The following is a 16590-nucleotide window of genomic DNA, read 5'->3' as shown; positions in this document are numbered from 1 at the left end:
TGGTAGCTGACACCGAGGTTCAGAAAACTTTATTCATAGAGTAGAGTATAGACTATCAATGATTTTTCAGTAATAATATAGTTTTAAGTGGATATAGTGAACGTTTCATACACATTAAGCTAATTAGAACAGGTTGAATTCAAATGTTGAATCTAGAATCTCTGCCAAAACATCTAGCAATTATTATGGATGGTAATGGTAGGTGGGCAAAGAATCAAGGAATGGTAAAAATTGATGGTTATAGCAAAGGCAGCGAAGTTGCATTTGATATTGCTAAACATTGCACAACTTTAGACATACCTTACTTAACTTTGTATGCATTTTCCATGGAAAATTGGCTCAGATCTGAAAACGAAACAGACTACCTATTTAATTTATTTTACTCCACTTTAACTAATGAAGATAAAATGAAATTCATTTACAATTGTAACATTAAGTTAAATTTTATTGGCAATTTAAGTCTATTGCCCAGTAAAATATTCGATCAAATCAAAAAAGCAGAAGAAGTGACACATAAGAACGATGGTCTATTACTCACTGTTGCAGTTAGTTATGGAGCAAAGCAGGAAATTATACATGCTATCAACAACGTCATAAAAGGAAATATTGATTGCGTATTGGAAGAGGAATTTGAAAAATTTCTGTATACTAAAGATTTGCCAAAATTGGATTTATTAATTCGCACTGGTGGCGAAAAAAGGTTAAGCAATTTTTTATTATGGCAAGCAGCTTATGCTGAATTGTATTTTTGTGATACTTTGTGGCCCGATTTTTCTTGTCAAGATTTGACCAAAGCACTAGAAGATTATACAAAAAGAGAAAAAAAATATGGTAGATAATAACTTTATGGTTAGAATATTGTCCTCAATAGTAATATTACTCATATTTTCTTTTGCTACATATTTCAGTGATTTATCATTTTATCTACTAATTTTTTCAATTGCAGTTTTATCTTCTTTTGAATGGTATAATCTAACTCAGGGCAATAGAATCTTATACATTTTCGCATTACTATTAATCGCACTACCAAATGCCTCGCTAATATGCCTATATAATCTACCACAGGGAAAATATGCATTAGTATGGCTTATCTTAACTATTTGGAGCATCGATATTGCTGCCTATTTTTTCGGCAAAAATTTTGGTAAAACTAGAATTTGTCCAATCATTAGCCCTGGGAAAACTTGGTTAGGACTTTTTGGTGCAGTCTTAGCTGGAATAGTGTGTACAATTTTTGGCTCAATATTTTTGAGTTTATTTCCAATTTTCTATTCCCCAATAATTGGCGTTACAATTGCTATTCTAGCCCAACTTGGAGACTTTACTGAATCACTCATAAAAAGAGTTTACAATGTTAAAGATAGTGGAGGTATAATACCTGGCCATGGAGGAGTACTTGACCGTATGGACAGTTTCATCTTTACTGCCCCCTTTATTGCTATTTACATAAGCTAAAGAATGAAGTGCTATTAACCTTTGGTCCTTTCCTTTTTATTCACTGCTTTCACCTCAACAAATTGAAATTCTTCGGAGTTTACTATTTCACTCATGGGCTTACTGCAATAAGGACAATACATTTCTCCTTCTTTATGTAAATATACTACTGGATGACCAGAACCATCATCATTCTCATCACCACGGCAGCAAACTATTAGATTATTATCCCTCACTTCTGACATACTGCTCCTTTATTTTATAGTATTTTGTACATCGAGCATAACCGCTTTGAAGTGGAGAAAACAACAAATATTTATTCTCCATTTTTTACCCTATTTAGATTAATCAATTCGCTTTGGACACTTTTTGATACAAAATTGCTAACATCTCCTCCTAATCTCGCTATTTCTTTCACAAAAACTGATGAGATAAATTGAGTATCTTCAGATGCAGGAAGAAATATAGTTTCGATTTCAGGAAGGAGTTTATAGTTTACCCAGCTCATTTGAAATTCATAATCAAAATCTGATACTGCTCTGAGCCCCCTGATAATAACAGAAGCATTTTGCTCTTTGGCAAAATTCATTAATAATCCATTGAAAGATATGACATCTGCGTCAATTCCTAGTCCTTTCACTTCATTTTCAGCCATGCTTGTGCGTAGATTTATGTTGAAACTAGTATGTTTGTTAACATTTTCTGCAACACCAATTACTAACTTATCGACTAGCTTACATGCTCTTTTTATTATGTCAAGGTGCCCCAAAGTTATAGGATCAAATGTACCAGGATAAATTCCTATTTTGTTATTAATGTTCATTCTTTGTTTCTATACTTCAAAAACTTTTGATGGACATGATAACGTTTTTTGTCTAAAAATGAAAGTACGTAGTTGGCCTGATAGCTCAGTTGGTAGAGCAAAGGACTGAAAATCCTTGTGTCGCTGGTTCGATTCCTGCTCAGGCCACATTCTTTTTCTTAATGTTCTATAGTATATTATAGTATTAATATAATTATTTAGGAAATAATGTATAAATGTTACAATAGAATATTTTATATACTATTAATTACATTTCTACTATTAAGTAATATCGCTTATAGTGAAAAAGCAAACAAAGAACCATCTGCTTTGACAGCAGAGAATGCAGTAAATTATAATATAATTGTTGGTTTATTGAAAATAGATGAATCTCAAAATATCTATGAGATATTCAATAATTTTGGGGTTAAAACTATATTCATTGACTACGACAAAATAATTAATCTAAAAGAAATCCAAGAAGAGTTTGCAAAACAAGATGAAATATTGGCAAAAAAGCTGATACTAGATCGAATAAAAGTTGAAGTTGCAAAATTTATCAAAAAGCAAAAGATAAACAGAATATTTATTTCAGATAACTTTCATTCAGCTCTTAACCCTTACCGCCAGCTTGTGAATGAAGCAATTGTAAAAATAGTAGATGACAATCCTACAATTCATTTGCTTGCCATATGCGGTGGTTTACAAGACATTATGTATGCAAAAGAAATTGAAGTAACAAATGTTGTTAATGATGAGAAGAATCATTTAAAATCAGCACAAAAAGAGAATATACCTCTTCAGCAGATAAAAATTGTTCCAGGTAGTCGTTTGGAAAAAGTGGTAGCTAGATTTTTACTACCTAATCAAAATGGCTGGTTTTCAACTTATTTTCCGAATGCTCATTCAGGTACAGTAAGTAATACTACAGAGAATAGAAGAAGGCTAGAGCTACTTGGATATAAAATTGCAGCATTTGCCAATGACGGGGTAATAGAAGCTATCGAAGATAAGCATGGTAATATTTACTTTCAAAGTCATCTAGAAGCCCTTGTTGTCAAATCAAATAAAAACTCTCGTTTGTCAAGCCAAAAAGCACGTCAGGTTTCAACACTAGTTGCTATAGCGATTATAAATGATTTTCTTCATCGCGTTTAATGCTAAAATAAGGAAAATCATTTAATGTCATGCCAGTACCCTTTTTCTTGTTATTCCAGCTTGTGACACTGGAATGGCTTTATTGCATCACTCTTCGGATAATAGGTAACGTGGAATGAAGCTATCTCAAATTTAGCCATGCCTATATCAGTAATTTTGTTAAGCAAATAACACTTGAGCTCTCTCACGATTAACCTCAGATTTGTTTCTAAAACTAAACCAAAATGTTTGCTTCAGTCGCGAGAAAAAACTTTCTATATAAGATCTCTTCCCATAATTTATCTCTTTTTTCCACCTCTTCATACCATCTTCATCATATGACTTTATGAGCTTGATTGTAGAATTTCTCTCATCCATATAATCCAACTTTGGATGCTCTACTGCATTATTTTGCGGAGGAATCCTTGTCTTTATGTCAAGCTCATCGCACAGTTTGTATAACTTCTTTCGATCTGTCTGCATATAGTGTGCTTATATTATATTAACATCAATCCTTGCAATAAGATCACATGCTCCATAGTGGTCAGAATAAACTCCACCACTGTATTTTGCTGCTATAACTTTTTTGCTACCTATCTCTAGCATTACATCTTGTTTGCTCATAGCGGCGATACTTTCTATCTGTACCATTTGCCTTGCTATGACCTGGAATATTATTGTACTATCTATGGCAATCTCAATATCTTCTGTATTATTTTTATCATGTCTTCAATTTTGATGTTAAGTTTTTTAAGCCTTCTTGAGGCCTGTAATAACTTGCAAGTTTTGCTCAAGGTACCCTGCTATAAATCCCGCTGTTTGTCTCAGACCTATTCTAAATAAATAAGTTATTATGTGAACCAGAATCACGAACTTATCGCTATAAATATAGTTGCCAACAGCCATTTTTGGACCTTTTTCGTACCAATTTTCTATGGCATCATTGACGTAATAAAAAATATTTCCCCTCTCTTGGAGAAATTTGTTATATTCATGGCAGTTACTGACTCTCATTTTTTGTGGCATATTTTTCTTTAGTAGGTTAAATGCTTGTCTTATAGTGAATTTTGTCAGTAACTGCCAGCTCTTTTTATTTGACCTATGCAACAAAGCCCACTGGAATCTAGGAATTTTAGGTACAAAAGTAATCCTAAGTTGATGAGATTAACGAAAAGAGTGGATTACAGCGTCACACGCTGGAATGACACCTACTTTTTTCAGTGATCCATTTCTTATCATCCGAGTGGCCCTTGTCATTCAAGTAGCCGCGCTGTAGAATAAAATTTTTTATTTTAATGAAAAAATTGCTTCCGCATACTCAAGATGCCATTATAATGACGGTAGAGATATTGAGAGAGCTCAAAATCTATCTCGGTCTGCAGACCTTTTAACCAATTTTTCAATAAAAATTCAGCCACATCTGTTGTGTGTACATTCTGAATCTTTTTTATACAGGAGGATTTTATGTCCAGAATTCCAGATATTTGACCTTTACTTTAGCTAACAACAGGCGCCTGTAGTTTTTAGAATTAGTGTTAACACGGTTTTTCTACTTTTTTTTTCTTAATGTTTTAACTCAATACACACCATCATCATTTACTGCTTCTAAATATATCATTGCTAAACACACGCCGCTGTGTATTTCTATAGATAACTCATTGCCTAGACTTCGATTAAAGCAAGAATTCTTTCCTGGAAAAGCAAGGTTACTATGGCATAGTTCCCATTTTAATCCTTTAGTTGATATTTGAGCTTTCGGTATACCAAGTAAGGATATTTTAGTATTTTTTAGCAAAGAGGAAAAACAGGTAATACCCTTTTGTAAGGCGTACCCCACCATGGAAGGCGAAGGCATATAAAAGATACTATCTGTACTTGAAAAAATGTTGATATTTTGTAGTATATGATCAATTGCTCCTCCAGTAATACCCGTTACTATTGATGGCAATAACTTTACTGTTTTTAAGTGAGCCATTGCTTTAGAAAAGTCGCAATAATCTTGATCAGGTAGATATACTGTATTTAAATTAGCACGTAAATTCGGATTTATACTATCCAAATCTCCTATTACAAGATCAGGTTTTACGCCAATTGATAGAAGCTTGTTTGCTCCTCCATCTACAGCAATAACAGGTATATCTTGTTTAAAAAACGATGAATCGGGTCTTTCTCCATTTAGTACTACAATAGAACGATATTCTTGCTCCACGCTACAATGTAGCATATGGTTATAAAACGCTTCGTGCAGTTTTTGCATCGTAGTAACATTTTTGAACAATTGATATTATACTGATCACTAATCCATCAATATTACTGAGTATCACAAAAGTTAAACCCTGACAAATACTGTAAATAAGCCAAGATGATGAACAAATAAGATAATTCACCAACATTAGCATCGATACGTCACGAGTAAGTTTTGTGATATATGCTCTATATACTTGAGGCAATAACCCAATGAGAGATGTAATGAACGCGATGAAGCCAAAGCACTCTTCAATATTTATATACATACATTTTCCTACGTTTGTTTTAACAAGATCAGGTTCAAAGGGTTGTACTTTATGTACTCTCAGCTTTTTTAGAGCACCCCTAATGCGTGTAATTTATAACATCATTTAGTCTATTAATCAAGAAATTAACAGTGACTTGCATTCATGAAACCCTATCGGCTTCTATGCTAATTATTATCCAAACTAATAGTCGGCTGTGCATCCTGCTCAGAGATCAGAGCAACTAGCAAATTGTTTATCAATTGAACCTTTTGTTTTCCATCCAATTGTAAGCTTTTATTTTTTTCAAAATGGGCTATTACTTCTTCGATAATTCCTATTGCATTTTGCACTATATGCCTTCTTGCAGAGGTGATGGCATGTGCTTGTTGACGTCTCAGCATTGCTTGTGCAATCTCAGATGAATACGCCAAATGCGATATTCTCGCTTCTGCAATTTCAATTCCAGCAATATTCAATCTTTGTTGTAGCATTGACCGCAATTCATTAGAAATTTTATCAGAATTTTTACGCAAAGATTCCTCATCACTTTCGCTGTCATACGGATAATTGCTTGCCAATTCTCTAATTACCGAGTCACTTTGCACAAAAACAAAATCATGATAATTATTAACATTATAATACGCCTTTGCAGGACTGCTCACTCTCCAAACAATTACTACTGAAATCTCTATCGGACTTCCATTAGCATCATTAACTTTAATTTTTTCTGTATTGATATTCTGAAATTTCAGAGAAACTCTATATTTACTCGAAAACGGAAGCGTTACGCATATTCCAGACTTAAAATAAGTTCCAATATAATGACCAAAAAACTCTATCACTCTTGCTTCATTAGGGTCATTAACGAAAAGTGCCTGAAGAAAAGTCAAAATTGAAACAGCAGCAACTCCAAGTGCAATTGTGCTGTCATACACAAAAAGTACCAATAAAACTAATCCTAGTACTATTAGTACAGGAAAAGCCTGAATTTTACTTAAATTTCTATCACTTATCGTATTTTTATCTGTGCTGTCTTTATCAGATTGCTTTTTCACTTGCACCCTCTCTGCTGATTATTTCATCTACCTTACTTACAAATAATTTAAACTCTCTTAATTCACGATCAGGCAACTTTAGCTCATTGCCATGAGCTATCGTAAGCGGATCAATATGTTTACCATTATATATAACTTCATAATGTAAATGAGGTCCTGTTGCAACACCAGTGCTGCCAACATAAGCAATGATTTGTCCCTGCTTTACTTTAGAACCTAACTTTATATCGCTACTAAATTTGCTTATATGTGCGTAACAAGTTGAATATTTATTGTTGTGCTTTATTTTGATGTAATTCCCATAGCCACCATTCTTTCCTATATATTCTATTACACCTTCTGCAGTGGCGTGTATAGGAGTGCCAAGTTTAGCTGCATAATCTACTCCTTTATGAAAAGCAATTTTACCATGAATGGGATGCTTTCTATTACCAAAATTCGAGGATATACGAAAATCTCCGTTCAAAGGACTTACGAAACTCTTTAAGCTTACACCCTCTTTATTAAAATACCTTTCTTTGCCGTCTTGCGATTTATAATGATATAAGCTAATGGCTTTATTGTTTGTTGTCAGTGAAGTATATAAAATTTTTTCTTCAGCTTTCTGATTACCGAGCGATTTCTCAAAAAGAACCTCCAACTTACCTTTTGGCACAATGTCTTTTTTAAAATCTATACCAAAATCTTTATATACGTTGATTAATTTCATCACCGTATTTGGCGCCAAACCTCCTGCATCAAAAAAAGAGGATTTTATGTCACTGGATATGAATGATAGCTTTCTATCACTTTCTGTCACGAAAGCAGCTTCTTTTTTTCTGATCCCGTCTTGGAATAACACTGGAGAGTGGGTTAGTGTCATTCCAGTGCTTGACCAGTTTTTTAATCGAAAATGTTGTATAGCGTGCTGTTTACAATCAATTTCCAGTGTCTGGGCACTGGAATGACAATAGTCTTTCTGCGCAAATGTTTCAGTTGAATATGCTGGTAAAATACAAAGCAGTGGAAGTATTACCAGCCTCATAGTTTATCAGCAAAAATAAAATTACCTTCAACATACTGCACATCATCATTATCTTCTAGCTCTTCAACTAATATAGATAATTTATCAATTAATTCTTTGTCGCTAACTTCAATCAGGTCCTTTGGTTGCCATGAAAGACGAGCAAGTTCTGGTTCTCCAAATTTTGTATAGAAAGCGTCACGTACTTTACCAAAGTCTTTTACTTCACAAGTTATAACATATAATTCTTCTTTGTTATTTTCCTCAACATTCAATACTTCTAATTCAATTCCATAGTTAAATAAATCTTCAAAATTTATACCCTCTGCTTTATAGACAATTAAGCCTACATGATCGAAAAGGTAACTCACACATCCTGTTTCTCCCAAATTACCGCCTTTGCGAGAAAAGATATAACGTATCTCAGAAGCAGTTCGGTTGCGATTATTTGTCAGAGCATGGACAATAAGTGCAGCACCAGAAGGTCCGCAGCCTTCATATTGTATTTCTTCATAACTTTCTCCAGCAACGTTACCAGCTGCATTTTTTATTGCTGTTTCTATTTTATCTTTTGGTAGATTTTCCTTTCGCGCAGCAAAGATAGCAGAGCGAAGACGTGGATTGAGTTCGGGATCAGGCAGCCCTTGTTTTGCAGCAACTGTTATTTCCCTAATGAGCTTCGTAAATTTTTGCGAGCGCTTTGCATCCTGAGCACCTTTTCGATGTTTTATATTTGAAAACTGTGAATGACCAGCCATAAGAAAACTAATTCACCCCTTCTGCTAACATATTTTCATACTGCTCAGCTTCTAAGTCAAGGCCAAGAGCTAAGTGAGCTGTTATTAAATAACTAATAACTCTAGAAGAATATTTATCGCTTATCATATTTTGAAAACGCTTAATTGCTGCTAAATATTCACCACGCTTTAGGTAAAATTCACCAATAGAATACTCTTTTTTTGATATATGTTCTGTGATTAATTTTTCTTTTTCTTTGATCTCTTCTATATATTCGCTATTCGGAAAAAGATTAATATATTCAGTAGCTAGCTCTAAAGTTTTATATGCAATTTGTTGCCCAAGCTGCACTTTATTAATTTGCATGTAATAAGATAATACTCTTAAGTAATATACATATGGCAAATCTTCACCATTTGGATAAACGTATATATAATCATCCATATCACTTGCAGCACTGCTGTAGTTACCCATATTATAGTAAGAAACTCCAGATAATAATTTTGCTTTCATTGCCCAATAAGATAAAGGATACAAATCCTCTATCTTTTGAAATGCTCTAATAGCTTGCTTATATTTTTTCTGATCATAAAGCTTAACTGCCTCCTCATATAGTTCAGTTTCAGTGTGTTCCAGATCATTCGCATACGACTGCGTGAAGGGGCAAGTCAGAAGAAAAAAGCATATGATTAAAGTCTTATACATAAGATTTTTTTTGATCAAAATAAAGTATAGACTAAATATTACCTAAATAAACAAATTTTTGGCATTATCATCGAACGAAAAGCGGCTCTTGGCCACCATTACCTATATTGCTCGCACCACCACCTATTGCAACACCCTTTCCACTCACTTCTACGTTCTCTAGCTTTCTACTATAAGAATGTGTGATCAATCCACTTCCTACCATCAAAAGAGCAATACCTACCAGACCTAAAGCAGGCCCAACAGTAGATGATGCTAATGCTACTCCAGAAATCAATATTATTCTCCTGATTAGTAATAAAGAAGAACCAGCGAGCATTAACTTGGCTACAGACATATTGCTTATCTTTTTTTCAGATTTCTCATCAAAGTCTTGCTCTTTTTCTACTTCATATTTTTTACTTTTCTTGTACTCGCGATAGCAGAAAGTAGCACTCGCTACAAAGTAAAATAGACTAGAAATTGAAAAAGCTACGTCTTCTATTATTCCCTGCCCCAATGCTTCACTTACTATGTTAGCCACAATAACTAATGTAACTAAAGCAGCATCAGCATAGTTAAGGTAATCATCAACTGTATAAGGAACATCTTTCTTTTCTTTTTCTCCATCTTCAATATTCCCCAACTCTCGTTCTTTTTCTGCTATTTTTCTATTATTATAAATTAAATATAGCGTGCAAATAAGAGATAAGACTGTGAAAGGTAATATAATATGGCCTAATGCACCGCTTATAAGGCCAAGTAATACCTGATCGCTACATGTTTTTTCGAGCTCAATTGCCATCAATAATGCAAATGGAACCATTGTTACCAATGATACACATTTCCTATGTAGCTCTCTTTTTTTTAGTGTTAATAGTTCTTGTTCGAGCTTTTTGCTTTTTTCTTCCTCTCTTTCTTTTCTGACTTCTTCATCAACTGTTGGCCAAAAATCCCAGAAAAAATCTTCCATTTTAGCACCTTTTTTACCTTTGGATCTTTTTAAAAAAAACTTAGTGCCTGTAATACTAGTCATATGAACAGACCAACTTATAAACTAATACATTATACAGGATTTTAACTAATCAGTCAATATTGTGAAATTATTAACTTTCTTTGTATACTCTTAAGCAATTTAGTCAATCTGTTTGATGCCAGCTAGAACGTAATTATAGCCTGACCACATAGTCATAACAGCTGCAGCCCACAAACAAATCACACCTATGTATTTAGTTGTTTCATAATCACTCATTATTAATGCCACTATAGCAACCATCTGAAAAAATGTTTTAATTTTCCCAGCTTTGCTCACAGGTAGACTAACGTTTGTAGCTATCAAAAACTCTCGTAAACCCGAAACTAATATCTCCCTACAAACAATTATAACTGACGGTATAATTGTAACATCATCTATTTTTTGCTTATAAACTAGCATGATTATTGTTGAAACTACTACTAACTTATCAGCAATTGGGTCAAATAATTTGCCAAAATTCGATTGGACTTTCCATGCACGTGCTAAATAACCATCAAAAAAATCTGTAATGCACGCAAACATAAAGATCAATATTGTTATTAGACTTGCATATTTACTTTCTATATAAAAGCTTGATATTATTGCCGGTATCGCGAGCGCACGAGAAATTGTTAGCAAATTAGGCACGTTTTTCTTAAGCATGTAAGTCACACTATTGGTAGATAAACTTATACAGAAGTACAACAGAATTCACAAGCTAATAGTTGAACATTCATAAAAACCCCATATACTTAAAAAATTACTAACAATAAGCTCAAAGCATGAATAATGATTTAGATAACACCACAAAACAAGAAGCACTTAAGTACCATAATAAAAGTGGTAAACCTGGTAAGGTATCGGTTATACCAACAAAACCCTTATCCACACAGCATGACCTATCACTTGCTTATTCCCCTGGTGTTGCAGCCCCATGCCTTGCAATAGCTAAAAATCCTAAAGCTGTTTATGATTACACGGCAAAAAGCAATTATGTGGCTGTCATTTCAAATGGCACTGCAGTGCTTGGGCTTGGTAATATAGGTCCTCTTGCTTCAAAACCCGTCATGGAAGGCAAAGCTGTTTTATTTAAGCGTTTTGCTGACATTGATGCAGTCGATATAGAAGTTGACACAGAAGATATAGAAAATTTCATCAATGCAGTAAGGTATCTTGGGCCAAGTTGGGGGGGAATAAATTTAGAAGATATAAAATCTCCTGATTGTTTCATAATAGAAAAACGTCTAAATGAATTGATGGATATTCCAGTGTTCCACGATGATCAACATGGAACTGCAGTAGTTGTTGCAGCTGGTATAGAAAATGCCCTCGATATTGCTGGAAAGAAATTAGAAGACGTCAAGATCATCATGAATGGAGCTGGAGCAGCTGGTATTGCGTGTTTGGAAATACTGAAGTCTATGGGCGCTAAGAACATAGTACTATGTGACAAACAAGGAGTAATACATAAAGACAGAAAAGAGGACATGAATGAGTGGAAGGAAAAATATGCAATTGACACTAAAGAACGTTCTCTACTTGATACCATAAAAGGCGCTGATGTATTCATCGGACTCTCTGCAAAGGATGTGCTTAGCGAAGAGATGTTAAAAAGCATGAGCAAAGACCCGGTCATTTTCGCTCTTGCTAATCCTGATCCAGAAGTAAGGCCTGAATTTGCAAAATCTGTAAGGCCAGATGCAATAATTGCAACTGGTAGGTCAGATTATAACAACCAAGTCAATAATGTAATGGGATTTCCTTACATATTCAGAGGGGCACTTGATGTATATGCAACGACAATAAATGATGAAATGAAAATTGCCGCTGCAGATGCAATAGCAAAGCTTGCTCGCGAGCCAGTGCCGCACGAGATATCTGCAGCCTATGGTGGTCGTAAAATGAGCTATGGACGTGAATATATAATACCTACTCCATTTGACCCAAGATTAATTTCTATAGTATCTCCTGCTGTTGCAAAAGCTGCAGTTACCTCAGGTGTAGCAAGAAAGGAAATAAAGGACTGGAATGAGTATGCAAGTCAATTAAAATCTCGTCTTGCTAGTGCTCTCAGCATGCTGAATCTATTGTCTTCACAATAATCAATTGCATATTTTAGACTTATAATTAAAATAAACTGATGACTATTACAATTCACGAGTTAGAGAAAATTATCAAACAATCATTTCCTGATGCTGATATAAAAATTAAAGACCTTGCTGGAGATGATGATCACTACCATTTAAAAATAACTTCCAAGTGTTTCTCTGGAAAGACAAAAATAGAACAACACAGAATGGTATACAAGGCTCTTGAAGGTCAGTCTATACATGCATTGCAACTAGAAACTGGAGCTTAAAATTAAGGTGATATTTATGAACAACTTTGAACAAATAAAAAAAGACATAGCAGAAAACGATGTAGTGCTGTATATGAAAGGCACCTCTGACTTTCCTCAATGCGGATTCTCTGGGCTCGTCGTATCAATTCTCAAAAATTTGAATGTAAAGTTTAAATGCATCAACGTACTTGAGAATGATGAAATACGTCAGTCCATAAAAAGTTTTTCTGATTGGCCAACAATTCCACAAATATATATAAAGGGAGAGTTTATTGGTGGCTGTGACATAATCCGCGAGATGTATGAAAAAGGTGAATTACAAAATTTGTTAAAAGAAAAAAAGGTTATTGCGGAGTAAGTTTACAGTATCCGTTCAGCAGAGTGGCAAAATAAGATAGATAAAAACATAGTGTTAGTGTCCAGACACTGCCTTCTTTTCTGGATTTCAGTGTCAGCTACTTGAATGACACCCTTTTAGTAGCACACACACAACTGTACAAATATTGTGATTTATACCTCAAAAATGCGAGTAGCTCATTTGGTGTCATCCCAGGTGGGATCCAGGAATTTTGAGTTTTTGATGAGATTATGACCACGCACTGGGATGACAGGATTCGTTGTCATGTTACATTCGAGTTATACCTTATCACCAGGCTTAACAAATAGATGACCCAATGTTATTAACTTTATAGGCTTACTTTCATTATTTGCGACTACCCAAACACCATCATCTTCATGATCAACAATTTCTATTGCTGTAAATACTACATAATTATTGTCATCAACAATCTTTATTCCAAGAACGCCATCATCACTTAAACTTAAGGCCGAAGAAGGAATTTTATATGCAAATCTTTCACCTGAAGGGAGGCTTACACTAGCAGTCAGTCCTTGCAAGGATATAATCTCATTATCAGTTACCTTTACCTCCACTCTATAAGATCCAGTTTTAGGCTCAGCAATTTTACTAATAAAACTCACTTCACCTACTAATTCCCTTCCGTCTAGCAAATTAATTTGCGCTGCACTACCCAGTTTTATTTTATTTACTTCATTTTCTGAAACATACAACACTACAAGAACTTGATCAAAATTAACTATGTCAGTTATCTTCTGTCCAGAATTAACAAAATCCCCTTCATTTACGTTGATCTTATCTACATAACCATCAATAGGGGATTTAATCGCAGTATTTTCCAAATCCAACTCTAGCCTTTTTAGGTCAGCTCTTGCACTCTGCAACGCAGTAAAAGCTGATTCCACTTTTATTTGCGCTCCATACCCTTTTGTATTCAATTTTCGAGAGGAATCATACTCAATTTCACGCTGATTTAATAAAGCTTTGGCTTTTTCAACTTGCTCAACTCTGTCATAATCTTCTATCTTTAAAATTACATCGCCTCTCTTTACCTTTTCACCATCAGACAAATAAACGGCAATAACTTGACCACTTGTTCTTGAGACAAGGCTTGCTCTATGCAAGGGATTTACTGTACCAGAAAAATTTAAATATACAGCGCGATTTTGTGGAGTATAATCCTGAGTTTTTACTGAAAAACTACTAATTGGATTATCACTATGAACCGCCTGATCTTTTTTTAAAAATGTACTGTTGATAAAAAACAGTAGAATAAGAGCAATACCGGAAACGATGATTACTTTGTTTCTCATCCTTAAACAGTAAAATTTGTTGACCAATCTTGTTAGAAACAACTGCATAAAATTTCAAATCAGAATCTAAGTATAATACATCTATTGTCACTTTATAAATAGTTTTATATGAGGAAATTTTCCTATAATAAGTAAGTTTTTTATTGCTAAAATGGAATTTTTAATCAAGAAACCGTATCTGAAAAGTTATTATGCTAATATAAGTATTAACATTATATTAGCATATAAGTACTAACGTGGTATTAGTTCTATAATTAAGGAATATATTATGACAAATCTTATACTCAATCCTCCATTTGAATGGAAGGCACTTCATGATTGCTATAGAGAATGTGAAGAAAAATCACCAGGTAATAGTTGGCAGGTAACAGCGGAGCGAAATAACTGCAAGTGGTACTATCGTCTGAAAGATACTCATGGCTTATTTAAATCTGATTCACAAGAAGAGTCGACACCTATTGATATAAGTAGTACATTCAGAGAGATTGGAAATAAATTCTATGATCTTGCAGATTCAGTGTCTGTTCTATAGTAAAATAAAGGTATCTATTCAGCAGAGTGGTAAAATAAGGTAGATGGGAAAAGACAACTATAGGAACAAATAGGTGTCATCCCAGTGTCAAGCACTGGGATGACACCTATTTATTTTCGGTGCTTCCTTTCTTGTCATCCGAGTAGACTTTGCTTGTCATTCAAGTAGCAGACACTCGAATCCATTATACTCCGTAAATTTAACTGGATGCCAGTGTCTGAGCACTGGCATGACAACAAAGGAGCTACTTTCATGACACCCATTTGTTTATATGGTTGTCTTTTCTCATCCACCTTATTTTGCCACTCTGCTGAATAGATATATTAGCATATATTTAAATAGGGTAATAGCCCATCACTAAATGGGTACCCAATTGCTCAACACTATCAATTTTAATTTGTAAAGTGTCCTTTATAAATTTATTAGCCTGTTCTATGCTCATCGTAATTATATATTTATTTTCTTGAATACGTGATAAATAGCTACATATATGTAAGTCTAAAATTTCAATAAACTTGCTGCGATCATCTTTATAGTGAAAAATTACATTAACACCTACAGCTTCTTTTTCATTATATTTAATATCAAGTTTTGGTTTATAGCCATAATTTGCTCCAATAATTCTCCTTATTGAGTGTTCTATTGCCATTTTTATTATTTTAGGATTACTGCAGTCTGAAATAGGCACTGATTTATAATTATGAGCAGCTACTTTAGCATAAACCGACTGGCTTTCTAATTTCTCTGAGTATTTTTCATTAAATTCTTTTATCCTGTGAAAATGTCTTTCATATTGAGTCAATCCATCTTTCCCTTTTTTCTCCATCCTTTCCAAGAATTTCTCTACAGGTTCTCGTTTGGCTAGACTAATTTTGCGTATAAGCGGAATTTGTTTTTTCAAGCTAATCCAATATGGTAGGCAAACAACTTTTGCATCTTTCGAAAATAGACCTTCTAACTTTTTCACTGCATTGTATAAGTTTGCTGATTCTGGTTTATAATGCCCACTATTATTGTCTATATAAGTTATTTTACCATTTACCACTTTCATTAAACCAGAACATAAAATCGGCTTACCGCCTGCAAGAGTTGAATGACGATAAGCCCATTCGCTTTTGTTAACATTAATATGTTCATGAGTTACTAATTTTCCATCAAGCGTGATAACATAAGCTACACAACCTTTTTTACCCTTACTAATTTTATCAGTTGTATCATATAGTTTGCCTTTAAAGCCTTTTAACTTGTTACCTTCCACTTCTGGCATTAAGTCCACGTATAATTTTCCTTTATAAGGAATTTTAGTATATTCTGCTTGGTCATCTGGAGTAAAATGCTTAACCCTTGTATTAGTTCCAGGAATTTTTCTTCCTTCAACTCCAATTTCTGGAAACAAATTATATCGTGGAAAAAAATAAGTAAAATTATTCTCTATCCAATACAGAATCTTATTTATGATACCAAAAACCTTTCTATTACCTAAATCAATAGAGAGTTGCTGTTCCTTTGGTACTGCTAGATGATTGGACTTTGTACCAGACTTGCCAAATTCTTTGGCAGCATATTTAAACTTTTCTAGTAAATATTCCTTACGTTCTTTTGATATTGACATTTTTACCTAACTCACTATTACTTTATCTTATATTATTTTAAACAAAAAGTCAATCTTTCTTAAGATATTAA

At 33.9% G+C, this 16590-nt stretch carries 19 protein-coding genes, 1 tRNA gene, 1 pseudogene and 1 riboswitch; of the genes and pseudogenes, 8 read left to right on the top strand and 13 right to left on the bottom strand.

Annotation, left to right across the window (positions count from 1 at the left end; genetic code table 11):
- Positions 1 to 143 precede the first annotated feature (143 nt).
- Together uppS and OPS21_RS02895 are read left to right on the top strand one after the other, a co-directional pair.
- Complete coding sequence (uppS, locus tag OPS21_RS02900) at positions 144 to 839, top strand: polyprenyl diphosphate synthase (RefSeq protein ID WP_264336963.1); 696 nt, start codon at positions 144 to 146, stop codon at positions 837 to 839.
- Positions 829 to 1455: a phosphatidate cytidylyltransferase gene (locus tag OPS21_RS02895; protein WP_143689098.1), complete on the top strand. Its 627-nt coding sequence runs from the start codon at positions 829 to 831 to the stop codon at positions 1453 to 1455. Before uppS ends, OPS21_RS02895 begins: the two co-directional genes overlap by 11 nt.
- A gap of 14 nt (positions 1456 to 1469) precedes the next feature.
- Here the strand turns inward: OPS21_RS02895 and OPS21_RS02890 are convergent, their stop codons facing one another.
- On the bottom strand, positions 1470 to 1679 hold the full coding sequence (locus tag OPS21_RS02890) for a zinc-finger domain-containing protein (protein WP_006013766.1): 210 nt from the start codon (positions 1677 to 1679) through the stop codon (positions 1470 to 1472).
- Positions 1680 to 1750: 71 nt separating this feature from the next.
- Positions 1751 to 2257 (bottom strand): pantetheine-phosphate adenylyltransferase, encoded by a 507-nt coding sequence (coaD, locus tag OPS21_RS02885; protein ID WP_063630499.1) that lies wholly within the window; start codon positions 2255 to 2257, stop codon positions 1751 to 1753.
- Positions 2258 to 2331: 74 nt separating this feature from the next.
- Here coaD and OPS21_RS02880 point away from each other — a divergent pair.
- A tRNA-Phe gene (locus tag OPS21_RS02880) sits at positions 2332 to 2404 on the top strand.
- 60 nt (positions 2405 to 2464) lie between these two features.
- On the top strand, positions 2465 to 3394 hold the full coding sequence (locus OPS21_RS02875; RefSeq protein ID WP_264336961.1) for a gamma-glutamyl-gamma-aminobutyrate hydrolase family protein: 930 nt from the start codon (positions 2465 to 2467) through the stop codon (positions 3392 to 3394).
- A 116-nt stretch (positions 3395 to 3510) separates the two neighbouring features.
- Here OPS21_RS02875 and OPS21_RS08140 read toward each other — a convergent pair.
- The 9 genes and pseudogenes from OPS21_RS08140 to pgsA form a co-directional block, all read right to left on the bottom strand.
- Positions 3511 to 4399 (bottom strand): annotated as a pseudogene (locus OPS21_RS08140) (transposase); the annotation flags it as partial.
- Positions 4400 to 4949: 550 nt separating this feature from the next.
- On the bottom strand, positions 4950 to 5630 hold the full coding sequence (locus OPS21_RS02855) for a thiamine diphosphokinase (RefSeq protein WP_319606860.1): 681 nt from the start codon (positions 5628 to 5630) through the stop codon (positions 4950 to 4952).
- Positions 5602 to 5886 (bottom strand): SemiSWEET family sugar transporter, encoded by a 285-nt coding sequence (locus OPS21_RS02850; RefSeq protein ID WP_265027698.1) that lies wholly within the window; start codon positions 5884 to 5886, stop codon positions 5602 to 5604. Before OPS21_RS02850 ends, OPS21_RS02855 begins: the two co-directional genes overlap by 29 nt.
- Positions 5875 to 5977, bottom strand: a riboswitch (TPP riboswitch). It overlaps the preceding gene by 12 nt.
- A 76-nt stretch (positions 5978 to 6053) precedes the next feature.
- Positions 6054 to 6923 carry an SPFH domain-containing protein gene (locus OPS21_RS02845; protein ID WP_264336955.1) on the bottom strand — a complete coding sequence of 290 codons (870 nt, stop codon included), beginning with the start codon at positions 6921 to 6923 and terminating at the stop codon, positions 6054 to 6056.
- Positions 6907 to 7947 (bottom strand): M23 family metallopeptidase, encoded by a 1041-nt coding sequence (locus OPS21_RS02840; protein WP_264336954.1) that lies wholly within the window; start codon positions 7945 to 7947, stop codon positions 6907 to 6909. The genes OPS21_RS02845 and OPS21_RS02840 overlap by 17 nt, the downstream gene beginning before the upstream one ends.
- Entirely contained in the window at positions 7944 to 8684 is a 741-nt protein-coding gene (locus tag OPS21_RS02835; RefSeq protein ID WP_211907905.1) for a YebC/PmpR family DNA-binding transcriptional regulator, read from the bottom strand. The genes OPS21_RS02840 and OPS21_RS02835 overlap by 4 nt, the downstream gene beginning before the upstream one ends.
- 7 nt (positions 8685 to 8691) lie before the next feature.
- Entirely contained in the window at positions 8692 to 9369 is a 678-nt protein-coding gene (gene bamD, locus OPS21_RS02830; RefSeq protein ID WP_264336953.1) for an outer membrane protein assembly factor BamD, read from the bottom strand.
- Positions 9370 to 9436: 67 nt separating this feature from the next.
- Entirely contained in the window at positions 9437 to 10384 is a 948-nt protein-coding gene (locus tag OPS21_RS02825) for a hypothetical protein (RefSeq protein ID WP_264336952.1), read from the bottom strand.
- Positions 10385 to 10483: 99 nt separating this feature from the next.
- Positions 10484 to 11026, bottom strand: a complete 543-nt coding sequence (pgsA, locus tag OPS21_RS02820) for a CDP-diacylglycerol--glycerol-3-phosphate 3-phosphatidyltransferase (RefSeq protein WP_264330557.1) — start codon at positions 11024 to 11026, stop codon at positions 10484 to 10486.
- Between the two features lie 119 nt (positions 11027 to 11145).
- Here pgsA and OPS21_RS02815 point away from each other — a divergent pair, with 119 nt between their 5' ends.
- Genes OPS21_RS02815 through grxD form a run of 3 tightly spaced genes read left to right on the top strand, consistent with a single transcriptional unit; the run spans position 11146 to position 13062 of the window.
- Complete coding sequence (locus OPS21_RS02815; protein WP_264336951.1) at positions 11146 to 12465, top strand: malic enzyme-like NAD(P)-binding protein; 1320 nt, start codon at positions 11146 to 11148, stop codon at positions 12463 to 12465.
- Between the two features lie 38 nt (positions 12466 to 12503).
- Positions 12504 to 12722, top strand: a complete 219-nt coding sequence (locus OPS21_RS02810; RefSeq protein ID WP_006012412.1) for a BolA/IbaG family iron-sulfur metabolism protein — start codon at positions 12504 to 12506, stop codon at positions 12720 to 12722.
- Positions 12723 to 12738: 16 nt separating this feature from the next.
- Positions 12739 to 13062, top strand: coding sequence for a Grx4 family monothiol glutaredoxin (grxD, locus tag OPS21_RS02805; RefSeq protein ID WP_063631065.1), 324 nt, complete (start codon positions 12739 to 12741; stop codon positions 13060 to 13062).
- A 278-nt stretch (positions 13063 to 13340) separates the two neighbouring features.
- On the opposite strand, the gene OPS21_RS02800 is transcribed toward grxD, so the two are convergent.
- Positions 13341 to 14375, bottom strand: coding sequence for an efflux RND transporter periplasmic adaptor subunit (locus tag OPS21_RS02800; RefSeq protein ID WP_264336950.1), 1035 nt, complete (start codon positions 14373 to 14375; stop codon positions 13341 to 13343).
- 268 nt (positions 14376 to 14643) lie between these two features.
- On the opposite strand from OPS21_RS02800, the gene OPS21_RS02795 reads away from it, so the two are divergent.
- Positions 14644 to 14907, top strand: coding sequence for a hypothetical protein (locus OPS21_RS02795; RefSeq protein WP_264336949.1), 264 nt, complete (start codon positions 14644 to 14646; stop codon positions 14905 to 14907).
- A 334-nt stretch (positions 14908 to 15241) separates the two neighbouring features.
- Here the strand turns inward: OPS21_RS02795 and OPS21_RS02790 are convergent, their stop codons facing one another.
- A complete protein-coding gene (locus OPS21_RS02790) occupies positions 15242 to 16519 on the bottom strand; it encodes a hypothetical protein (RefSeq protein ID WP_264336948.1) in 1278 nt (425 codons plus the stop codon).
- Positions 16520 to 16590 lie beyond the last annotated feature (71 nt).

Source organism: Wolbachia endosymbiont (group B) of Chorthippus parallelus, assembly GCF_947251815.1.
Taxonomy (GTDB): domain Bacteria; phylum Pseudomonadota; class Alphaproteobacteria; order Rickettsiales; family Anaplasmataceae; genus Wolbachia.
The sequence above is the reverse complement of the archived record's forward strand: the minus strand, read 5'-3'. Positions and strand labels throughout refer to the sequence as shown.

Excerpts from the sequence above, each read along its gene's own strand:
- OPS21_RS02825 (WP_264336952.1), bottom strand. The coding sequence starts at position 10,384 with ATGACTAGTATTACAGGCACTAAGTTTTTTTTAAAAAGATCCAAAGGT.
- OPS21_RS02855 (WP_319606860.1), bottom strand. The coding sequence starts at position 5,630 with ATGCAAAAACTGCACGAAGCGTTTTATAACCATATGCTACATTGTAGC.
- OPS21_RS02835 (WP_211907905.1), bottom strand. The coding sequence starts at position 8,684 with ATGGCTGGTCATTCACAGTTTTCAAATATAAAACATCGAAAAGGTGCT.
- OPS21_RS02850 (WP_265027698.1), bottom strand. The coding sequence starts at position 5,886 with ATGTATATAAATATTGAAGAGTGCTTTGGCTTCATCGCGTTCATTACA.
- OPS21_RS02810 (WP_006012412.1), top strand. The coding sequence starts at position 12,504 with ATGACTATTACAATTCACGAGTTAGAGAAAATTATCAAACAATCATTT.
- OPS21_RS02800 (WP_264336950.1), bottom strand. The coding sequence starts at position 14,375 with ATGAGAAACAAAGTAATCATCGTTTCCGGTATTGCTCTTATTCTACTG.
- OPS21_RS02895 (WP_143689098.1), top strand. The coding sequence starts at position 829 with ATGGTAGATAATAACTTTATGGTTAGAATATTGTCCTCAATAGTAATA.
- OPS21_RS02890 (WP_006013766.1), bottom strand. The coding sequence starts at position 1,679 with ATGTCAGAAGTGAGGGATAATAATCTAATAGTTTGCTGCCGTGGTGAT.
- OPS21_RS02790 (WP_264336948.1), bottom strand. The coding sequence starts at position 16,519 with ATGTCAATATCAAAAGAACGTAAGGAATATTTACTAGAAAAGTTTAAA.
- OPS21_RS02795 (WP_264336949.1), top strand. The coding sequence starts at position 14,644 with ATGACAAATCTTATACTCAATCCTCCATTTGAATGGAAGGCACTTCAT.
- coaD (WP_063630499.1), bottom strand. The coding sequence starts at position 2,257 with ATGAACATTAATAACAAAATAGGAATTTATCCTGGTACATTTGATCCT.
- uppS (WP_264336963.1), top strand. The coding sequence starts at position 144 with ATGTTGAATCTAGAATCTCTGCCAAAACATCTAGCAATTATTATGGAT.
- grxD (WP_063631065.1), top strand. The coding sequence starts at position 12,739 with ATGAACAACTTTGAACAAATAAAAAAAGACATAGCAGAAAACGATGTA.
- bamD (WP_264336953.1), bottom strand. The coding sequence starts at position 9,369 with ATGTATAAGACTTTAATCATATGCTTTTTTCTTCTGACTTGCCCCTTC.
- OPS21_RS02815 (WP_264336951.1), top strand. The coding sequence starts at position 11,146 with ATGAATAATGATTTAGATAACACCACAAAACAAGAAGCACTTAAGTAC.
- OPS21_RS02875 (WP_264336961.1), top strand. The coding sequence starts at position 2,465 with ATGTATAAATGTTACAATAGAATATTTTATATACTATTAATTACATTT.
- pgsA (WP_264330557.1), bottom strand. The coding sequence starts at position 11,026 with ATGCTTAAGAAAAACGTGCCTAATTTGCTAACAATTTCTCGTGCGCTC.
- OPS21_RS02840 (WP_264336954.1), bottom strand. The coding sequence starts at position 7,947 with ATGAGGCTGGTAATACTTCCACTGCTTTGTATTTTACCAGCATATTCA.